General features: G+C 72.1%; 6 protein-coding genes. 5 read left to right on the top strand and 1 reads right to left on the bottom strand.

Going from position 1 to position 6,793, the window contains the following annotated elements; translation table 11 throughout:
- A partial coding sequence (locus MHW47_RS30125) for a PucR family transcriptional regulator ligand-binding domain-containing protein (protein WP_239227020.1) occupies positions 1-595 on the bottom strand: 595 nt, incomplete at its 3' end.
- Between the two features lie 254 nt (positions 596-849).
- Between MHW47_RS30125 and MHW47_RS30120 the strand changes: the two genes are divergently transcribed.
- The 5 genes from MHW47_RS30120 to MHW47_RS30100 form a co-directional block, all read left to right on the top strand.
- Complete coding sequence (locus MHW47_RS30120; RefSeq protein ID WP_239227019.1) at positions 850-1,740, top strand: xanthine dehydrogenase family protein subunit M; 891 nt, start codon at positions 850-852, stop codon at positions 1,738-1,740.
- 2 nt (positions 1,741-1,742) lie between these two features.
- The gene (locus MHW47_RS30115; protein WP_239227018.1) at positions 1,743-2,339 is read left to right on the top strand and encodes a (2Fe-2S)-binding protein; all 597 of its coding nucleotides are present in this window, start codon (positions 1,743-1,745) and stop codon (positions 2,337-2,339) included.
- Between the two features lies 1 nt (position 2,340).
- Entirely contained in the window at positions 2,341-4,725 is a 2,385-nt protein-coding gene (locus MHW47_RS30110) for a xanthine dehydrogenase family protein molybdopterin-binding subunit (RefSeq protein ID WP_239227016.1), read from the top strand.
- A 257-nt stretch (positions 4,726-4,982) separates the two neighbouring features.
- A complete protein-coding gene (locus MHW47_RS30105) occupies positions 4,983-6,440 on the top strand; it encodes an NCS2 family permease (protein ID WP_239227014.1) in 1,458 nt (485 codons plus the stop codon).
- 33 nt (positions 6,441-6,473) lie between these two features.
- Positions 6,474-6,793, top strand: a 320-nt coding sequence (locus MHW47_RS30100) for an XdhC family protein (protein ID WP_239227012.1), incomplete at its 3' end; no start/stop codon positions are given.

Genomic DNA, 6,793 nt, shown 5'->3' with positions numbered 1-6,793 from the left:
AGCGGACGGCGGCCAGGTGCAGCCCGGCCAGTTCGGCCCCGGCGGCGGGCGGCAGCGGGGTGCCGGCGCCCGCGATCTGCCGGCCGGTGGGGGAGAGCACCCAGGCGCGCAGGTCCAGGTCGGAGCCGAGCAGGTCGAGGACGACCTCCGGGCCGCCGCCCGCCGGGCCCGAGGTCATCAGCCTGCGGTGCCGGTCCACCACGGCCGCCAGGTCGCCCGCCCGCTCGCCGGACACCTGGCGCACCACGTACTCGGTGATCGTTGCGAACGCGACCGTCTCGTGGACGGCGAACAGTGGCAGCCGGTGCCGGCGGCAGGCCGCCACCAGATCGTCCGGGACGTCCCCCAGCTCCGCCTCGCCCGCCGCGAGACCCGCCACCCCGGCCGCCGCCAGGATGCGCACGAACGGCTCCGAGTCCGCCGTGTCCCGGCGCCACGCCAGACCGGTCAGGACCAGCTCACCGCCCGTGAGGTAGCGGCTCGGGTCGCGCAGGTCGGTCGTCATCACGCCCCGGACCGACCGGTCCAGCTCCTCGTCGCCGCCGAGCAGCCGCAGGCCCAGCGCGTCGTTCTCCAGCAGTGCGCGCAGCCGCATCTCGTCGCCGCCGATCTCTTTCGTTGGTACGGGTGAAGTCTGGGTGTTGCGGTGAGGCCCGTGAGCCCCGTCATTCGTTCGAATCTACAAGACGTGAGCGGAGACCAGCCAACTCCTTCATGGGTTCGGTGACTGCACCAGGTGGAGCAGGGCTTGTGTACTGGGCCGCACACCGCGTGAACAAGACATGAACAGAGTCGAGGGCCGGCCGTCACCCAGCCCAGCGTGAGAACCCGATCGAGAAGAGAGCCACCATGGACTTCCTTCGCCCCGCAAGCTGGGAGGAGGCGCTCGCCGCCAAGGCCGAGCACCCGACGGCTGTGCCCATCGCCGGGGGCACCGATGTGATGGTCGAGATCAACTTCGACCACCGGCGCCCCGAGTACCTGCTGGACCTGAACCGCGTCGCCGAGCTGACCGACTGGGAGACCGGACCGGACACCGTACGGCTCGGCGCCTCGGTCCCGTACAGCATGATCATGGAACACCTGCGCGCCGAACTGCCCGGGCTCGCGCTCGCCTCGCACACCGTCGCATCCCCGCAGATCCGCAACCGGGGCGGCGTCGGCGGCAACCTGGGCACCGCCTCCCCGGCCGGTGACGCCCACCCCGCCCTGCTCGCCGCCGGCGCCGAGGTGGAGGCCGCGTCCGTACGCGGCACCCGCATGATCCCCATCGACGCCTTCTACACCGGCGTCAAGCGGAACGCGCTCGAACCCGACGAGCTGATCCGGGCCGTCCACATCAAGAAGGCCGACGGACCCCAGCAGTTCTCCAAGGTCGGCACCCGCAACGCGATGGTCATCGCCGTCTGCGCCTTCGGCCTCGCCCTGCACCCCGAGACCCGCACCGTCCGCACCGGCATCGGATCGGCCGCCCCGACCCCCGTACGGGCGAAGGAGGCCGAGGAGTTCCTGAACGCCGCCCTGGAGGAGGGCGGGTTCTGGGACAGCCGGACCGTCATCACCCCGTCCGTCGCCCAGCGGTTCGCCACCCTCGCCGCCGGCGCCTGCAACCCGATCGACGACGTGCGCGGCACCGCGAGCTACCGCCGGCACGCCGTCGGGATCATGGCCCGCCGCACCCTGGGCTGGGCCTGGGAGTCCTACCGCGGCAACGGCCGCAGCACCGAAGGAGCCGCCTGATCATGCGCGTCAATTTCACCGTCAACGGCCGCCGCCACGAGGCCGACGACGTCTGGGAGGGCGAGTCGCTCCTCTACGTCCTGCGCGAGCGCATGGGCCTGCCCGGCTCCAAGAACGCCTGCGAGCAGGGCGAGTGCGGCTCCTGCACCGTCCGCCTCGACGGCGTCCCCGTCTGCTCCTGCCTGGTCGCCGCCGGACAGGTCGAGGGCCGCGACGTCGTCACCGTCGAAGGGCTCGCCGACTTCGCCGCCCACCGCGCCGACGCCCACCCCGGCACCGGCTGCGCCTCCGGCGCCTGCGGCACCCCGCTCGACCGGGCCCGCCGGTGGCAGGCCGCCCCCGCCACCGGCGAGGAGACCCGCGACACCGGGGAGCTGTCCCCGATCCAGCAGGCGTTCATCGACGCCGGAGCCGTCCAGTGCGGCTTCTGCACCCCGGGTCTCCTGGTCGCCGCCGACGAACTCCTGGAGCGCACCCCGCAGCCGTCCGACGCGGACATCCGCGAGGCGCTCTCCGGCAACCTCTGCCGCTGCACCGGCTACGAGAAGATCCTCGACGCGGTCCGCCTCGCGGCCGCCCGCGCGGAAGAGGCGGTCTGACATGGACGTCACCGGTTCCCCCGCCAGCATCCACCAGCACACCCGCACCAAGGGCGGCATCGGCGAGTCCACGCTGCGCCCGGACGGCATCCTCAAGGTCACCGGCGAATTCGCGTACTCCTCCGACATGTGGCACGAGGACATGCTCTGGGGCCACACCCTGCGTTCCACCGTCGCCCACGCCGAGATCGTCTCCATCGACACCTCCGAGGCGCTCGCCACCTCCGGCGTCTACGCGGTGCTCACCTACGACGACCTGCCGACCGCGGTGAAGAACTACGGGCTGGAGATCCAGGACACCCCCGTCCTCGCCCACGGCCGGGTCCGCCACCACGGCGAGCCCGTCGCCCTCGTCGCGGCCGACCACCCCGAGACCGCCCGCCGCGCCGCCGCCAAGATCCGCATCGACTACCGCGAACTCCCCGTCGTCACCGACGAGGCATCCGCCACCGCCCCCGGCGCCCCCCTCATCCACGAGAACCGCACCGACCACCACATCGGCCACGTCCCCCACCCCAACATCGTCCACCGCCAGCCGATCGTCCGCGGCGACGCGGAGGCGGCCGCGGCCCGCGCCGACGTGATCGTCACCGGCGACTACTACTTCGGCATGCAGGACCAGGCGTTCCTCGGCCCCGAGTCCGGCCTCGCCGTACCCGCCGAGGACGGCGGCGTGGACCTGTACGTGGCCACCCAGTGGCTCCACTCCGACCTGCGCCAGATCGCCCCCGTGCTCGGACTCCCCGAGGACAAGGTCCGCATGACCCTGTCCGGCGTCGGCGGAGCCTTCGGCGGCCGCGAGGACCTGTCCATGCAGATCCACGCCTGCCTCCTCGCGCTGCGCACCGGCAAGCCCGTGAAGATCGTCTACAACCGCTTCGAATCCTTCTTCGGGCACGTCCACCGCCACCCCGCCCGGCTCCACTACGAGCACGGCGCCACCCGCGACGGCAAACTCACCCACATGAAGTGCCGCATCGTCCTGGACGGCGGCGCCTACGCCTCCGCCTCCCCGGCCGTCGTCGGCAACGCCTCCTCGCTGTCCGTCGGCCCGTACGTCGTCGAGAACGTCGACATCGAGGCGCTCGCCCTCTACACCAACAACCCCCCGTGCGGCGCCATGCGCGGCTTCGGCGCGGTCCAGGCGTGCTTCGCCTACGAGGCGCAGATGGACAAGCTCGCCGCCGCGCTGGACCTGGACCCCGTCGAGTTCCGGCAGCTCAACGCCATGGAGCAGGGCGACCTGCTGCCCACCGGCCAGCAGGTCGACTCGCCCGCCCCGGTCGCCGAACTGCTGCGCCGCGTCAAGGCCATGCCGATGCCGCCCGAACGCCAGTGGGAGACCGCCGGCGAGCACCCCGACGTACGCGCCCTGCCCGGCGGCCTGTCCAACACCACCCACGGCGAGGGCGTCGTGCGCGGCGTCGGCTACGCGGTCGGCCTCAAGAACGTCGGCTTCTCCGAGGGCTTCGACGACTACTCCACCGCACGGGTGCGCATGGAGGTCGTCGGCGGCGAACCCGTCGCGACGGTGCACACCGCCATGGCCGAGGTCGGACAGGGCGGCGTCACCGTGCACGCCCAGATCGCCCGTACCGAACTCGGCGTCGCCCAGGTCACCATCCACCCCGCCGACACCCGCGTCGGCTCCGCCGGATCGACCTCCGCCTCCCGCCAGACGTACGTCACCGGCGGGGCGGTCAAGAACTCCTGCGAGGCCGTCCGCGAACGGGTCCTGGAGATCGGCCGGCGCAAGTTCGGCACCTACCACCCCGCCTGGGCCACCGCCGAACTCCTGCTGGAGGGCGGCAAGGTCGTCACCGACGGCGGCGAGGTGCTCGCCGACCTGGTGGACGTCCTGGAGGACGAGGCGGTCGACATCGAGCTGGAGTGGCGCCACCGCCCCACCGAGCCCTTCGACCTGCGCACCGGGCAGGGCAACGGCCACGTCCAGTACTCGATCGCCGCGCACCGCGCGGTCGTCGAGGTCGACACCGAACTCGGCCTGGTCAAGGTCATCGAACTGGCCTGCGCCCAGGACGTCGGCAAGGCGCTCAACCCGCTGTCCGTCGTCGGCCAGATCCAGGGCGGCACCATCCAGGGAATGGGCATCGCCGTCATGGAGGAGATCATCGTCGACCCGGTGACCGCGAAGGTGCGCAACCCCTCCTTCACGGACTACCTCCTCCCCACCATCCTCGACACGCCGACCATCCCCGTCGACGTGCTCGAACTCGCCGACGACCACGCCCCGTACGGGCTGCGCGGCATCGGCGAGGCCCCGACCCTGTCGTCCACCCCGGCCGTCCTCGCGGCGATCCGGAACGCGACGGGTCTGGAGCTCGACCGGACGCCGGTACGCCCGGAGCACCTGACCGGTCTCTGACACCCGGCTCCGTCCCGACTCTCCGGGCGGTGCGCGCCACCGGCGAACGTCACACTTCCCGGCCCGCACCGCCCGGAGGCCCAGGGGCCCGCACCGCTCGCGGCCCCCAGCCCCCCGCACCGGAACGTCCCGTTCCCCTCGCGGAACCAGCCCGCCCCGTGCCGTCCACCGGGTCGTGCCGCCAGCGCAGTCATCCCAAATCCCGCACAACGAACCTCTTCCGCGGGTGCCCCTGTGAACCTTGGGAGTCAGGCATCATGACCCAGCAGTCAGTGCAGCCGAAGACCGGTGCGGAGGACGCGGGCCCCGGCTCGCGCGTCCCCGCCGGCAGATCATGGCTCGACCGGTACTTCCACATATCCGACCGCGGCTCGACCGTGGCCCGTGAGGTGCGCGGCGGCGTCACCACCTTCATGGCCATGGCCTACATCCTCCTGCTCAACCCGCTGATCCTCGGCGGAAAGGACGTCGACCAGAACGTACTCGGCCAGTCGGCGCTCATCACCGCCACCGCGCTCGCGGCGGCGGCGACCACCCTGCTCATGGGGTTCGTCGGCAAGGTCCCGCTCGCGCTCGCCGCGGGCCTCAGCGTCTCCGGCGTCCTGGCCTCCCAGGTCGCCCCCGAGATGACCTGGCCGCAGGCCATGGGCATGTGCGTGATGTACGGCCTGGTGATCTGCCTCCTGGTGGTCACCGGACTGCGCGAGCTGATCATGAACGCGATCCCGCTCCCGCTGAAGCACGGCATCACCATGGGCATCGGCCTGTTCATCGCCCTGATCGGGCTCTACAAGGCCGGATTCGTCGGCAAGGGCGCCGCGACCCCGGTGACCCTCGGCCCCGCCGGGGAACTCGCCGGCTGGCCCGTCCTCGTCTTCTGCGTGACCCTGCTGCTCATCTTCATGCTCCAGGCCCGCAACATCCCCGGCGCGATCCTCATCGGCATCGTCGTCGGCACCGCGGTCGCCGTCGTCATCAACAAGGTGGCGGACGTCGATCCCAAGATCTGGAGCAGCGGCCCGCCCGAGCTGCACGGCTCCGCGGTCTCCTCGCCCGACTTCTCGCTCTTCGGCGAGGTCGACTTCGGCGGCTGGGGCGACGTCGGCGCCATGACCGTCGGCTTCATCGTCTTCACCCTGGTCCTGGCCGGATTCTTCGACGCGATGGCCACCATCATCGGCGTCGGCACGGAGGCCGGGCTCGCCGACGACAAGGGCCGGATGCCGGGCCTGTCCAAGGCGCTGTTCATCGACGGCGCGGGCGGCGCGATCGGCGGCGTCGCCGGCGGCTCCGGGCAGACGGTCTTCGTGGAGTCCGCGACCGGCGTCGGCGAAGGGGCCAGGACCGGCCTCGCCTCCGTCGTCACCGGCCTGTTCTTCGCCGCCTGCCTCTTCTTCACCCCGCTCACCGCGATCGTGCCCGCCGAGGTGGCGTCCGCCGCCCTGGTCGTCATCGGCGCCATGATGATGCAGAACGCCCGGCACGTGGACTGGAGCGACCGCTCCGTGGCCATTCCGGTGTTCCTCACCGTGGTCCTGATGCCGTTCACGTACACCATCACCACCGGTGTCGCCGCGGGCGTCATCTCCTACGCGGCCATCAAGGCCGCGCAGGGCCGGGGCCGCGAGGTCGGCGCCTTCATGTGGGGCCTGACGGCGATCTTCGTCGTCTACTTCGCCCTGCACCCGATCGAGGGCTGGCTCGGCGTCAGCTGACCCGCCCGCCCCACACCCGCCAAGGAGACCGAGATGCTGGACATCGCCGACGAGCTCGACCGCTGGGCCGGGCAGGGACGCGACTTCGCCGTGGCCACCGTCGTCGCCGTCGGCGGCAGCGCGCCCCGGCAGCCGGGAGCCGCGCTGGCCGTGGACCGCGAGGGCACGGCCATCGGCTCGGTCTCCGGCGGGTGTGTGGAGGGCGCGGTGTACGAGCTGTGCCGGCAGGCCCTGGAGGACGGCGCCACCCGCGTCGAACGCTTCGGCTACAGCGACGAGGACGCCTTCGCGGTCGGCCTGACCTGCGGCGGCGTCATCGACATCCTGGTCACCCCGGTCCGGTCCGGCGACCC

This window comes from Streptomyces sp. OfavH-34-F (assembly GCF_022347745.1).
In the GTDB taxonomy this organism is placed as follows: Bacteria; Actinomycetota; Actinomycetes; order Streptomycetales; family Streptomycetaceae; genus Streptomyces.
Note: the sequence above shows the minus strand (reverse complement) of the source record. Positions and strands in the feature narration are given on the sequence as shown.

Bases quoted from the DNA above. Each gene is read 5' to 3' on its own strand.
- MHW47_RS30120 (WP_239227019.1), top strand. From the start codon at position 850: ATGGACTTCCTTCGCCCCGCAAGCTGGGAGGAGGCGCTCGCCGCCAAG.
- MHW47_RS30115 (WP_239227018.1), top strand. From the start codon at position 1,743: ATGCGCGTCAATTTCACCGTCAACGGCCGCCGCCACGAGGCCGACGAC.
- MHW47_RS30110 (WP_239227016.1), top strand. From the start codon at position 2,341: ATGGACGTCACCGGTTCCCCCGCCAGCATCCACCAGCACACCCGCACC.
- MHW47_RS30105 (WP_239227014.1), top strand. From the start codon at position 4,983: ATGACCCAGCAGTCAGTGCAGCCGAAGACCGGTGCGGAGGACGCGGGC.